This is a genomic window from Streptosporangium sp. OZ121, from assembly GCF_051918885.1.
GTDB lineage: Bacteria > Actinomycetota > Actinomycetes > Streptosporangiales > Streptosporangiaceae > Streptosporangium.
This window is the reverse complement of record NZ_JBPXMC010000078.1, coordinates 1-1,655: the sequence shown is the minus strand read 5'-3', so window position 1 is coordinate 1,655 and position 1,655 is coordinate 1. Positions and strand designations below refer to the sequence as shown.

Here is a 1,655-nt window from a genome sequence, read left to right as displayed (position 1 = left end):
ACCACGTAGGAGGCGCACTTGTCGAGCTCGGTGGGCGCGCACTGCTGCCAGATCCCGGTGCCGCCCCCCATCAGGATCTTGTCGGCGTCCTTGACGACGTTGTGCTCGGCGCCGAAGGTGAACAGCGCCCAGGCGTCCTTGGCGTAGTACGTCTCGTCGAACATGACCGCGCGCGGATGGCCGAGGTTCGTGAAGCGCAGGATCGCCCCGAACACCGCGATCAGCAGCGGGCCCAGCCAGCCCCACAGGGCGCCGTCGGGCATCGGCGGCACCAGCCGGTCGCGCGCCGAGCCCTTCGTCCCGCCGGGCGTCTGGGGCTCCTGGGGCTCCGGCTGCTGCGGTCCCTGGTTGGTGAAGTCGGTCACGGCCACCCGGACATCGTACGGTCCTCCCACCCCCCTGAGCCCAGGAAAAACCTGCCAGATGCCCAATTCGAGAACTTCTCCCCAGGCTGGGGGGCCATCCGAAATGCGGGAGGATGGAACGGTGACGGACAACGGCAGGCTTGTGCTGGCAGGGGCTCCGATCGGGCAGGTGGGCGACGCCTCGCCCCGGCTGCGGCAGGCGCTGGAGAGCGCCGACGTGGTCGCGGCGGAGGACACCCGCAGGCTGCGCCGCCTGGCGGGGGAACTGGGCGCGGAGATCGGCGGCCGGGTCGTCTCCTACTACGACGCCAACGAGGCCGGGCGGGCCGCCGAGCTCCTCCAGGCCCTCCAGGACGGCAAGACCGTGCTGGTCATCACCGACGCGGGCATGCCGGGCGTCTCAGACCCCGGCTACCGCCTCACCCACCTGGCGGTCGAGGCGGGGATCACCGTCACCTCGCTGCCCGGACCGTCCGCGGTCACCACGGCGCTGGCCGTCTCGGGGCTGCCCAGCGACCGCTTCTGTTTCGAGGGCTTCCCGCCGCGCAAGTCCGGTGAGCGCTCCCGCCGGCTCTCCGCCCTCGCGGAGGAGGAGCGCACCATGGTCTTCTTCGAGGCGCCGCACCGGCTGCAGGTCGCTCTGGCGGCGATGGCGGAGGCGTTCGGCGCCGACCGCAGGGCGGCGGTCTGCCGGGAGCTCACCAAGACGTACGAGGAGGTGCGGCGAGGTGGCCTCGGGGAGCTGGCCGAGTGGGCGGCCGGGGGCGTCAAGGGAGAGATCACGGTCGTCGTCGCCGGGTACGCCGGGCAGGCCCTGCCGCCGGTGATCGGGGACCTGGTCGACGAGGTGGCACGCCGGGAGGAGACGGGGATACCGAGGAAGCAGGCGATCGTGGACGTGGCGAAGGCGGCGGGAATCCCCAAACGCGATCTTTATGATGCTGTCCATCGCGGCTGAATTATCACCATAATTGCCCGAATGGGATTAATACGGGATCGCCTCCTGCCGCCCATGCAGGGGAGCGTGGCCTGGGGCTGGCTGGGACCGCTGCTGGTCGCGGCGTTCGGAGGGGTCCTGCGGTTCGTCCACCTCGGGCGGCCGCACGCGGTCGTGTTCGACGAGACGTACTACGCCAAGGACGCCTGGGCGCTGATCCACTACGGGGTCGAGCGAGCCTCGCTCGGCACCGTGGACGACCCGGTCGCCGACCGGATGATCATCGCGGGGAAGACCGACTTCCTGGTCAAGTGCACGCCGCCGGAGGCCGACCCCTGCCCGCTCTACGTGGC

At 70.9% G+C, this 1,655-nt stretch carries 1 protein-coding gene and 2 pseudogenes; 2 read left to right on the top strand and 1 reads right to left on the bottom strand.

Features of this window, described 5'->3' with window-relative positions; translation table 11 throughout:
* Positions 1-371: pseudogene (locus ACTOQ1_RS42765) on the bottom strand (phospholipid carrier-dependent glycosyltransferase); the annotation flags it as partial.
* A gap of 97 nt (positions 372-468) precedes the next feature.
* Here ACTOQ1_RS42765 and rsmI point away from each other — a divergent pair.
* Both rsmI and ACTOQ1_RS42755 read left to right on the top strand, forming a co-directional pair.
* Positions 469-1,323 carry a 16S rRNA (cytidine(1402)-2'-O)-methyltransferase gene (rsmI, locus tag ACTOQ1_RS42760; RefSeq protein WP_440074317.1) on the top strand — a complete coding sequence of 285 codons (855 nt, stop codon included), beginning with the start codon at positions 469-471 and terminating at the stop codon, positions 1,321-1,323.
* 21 nt (positions 1,324-1,344) lie between these two features.
* A pseudogene (locus ACTOQ1_RS42755) lies at positions 1,345-1,655 on the top strand (phospholipid carrier-dependent glycosyltransferase); the annotation flags it as partial.

Bases quoted from the DNA above. Each gene is read 5' to 3' on its own strand.
- rsmI (WP_440074317.1), top strand. From the start codon at position 469: ATGCGGGAGGATGGAACGGTGACGGACAACGGCAGGCTTGTGCTGGCA.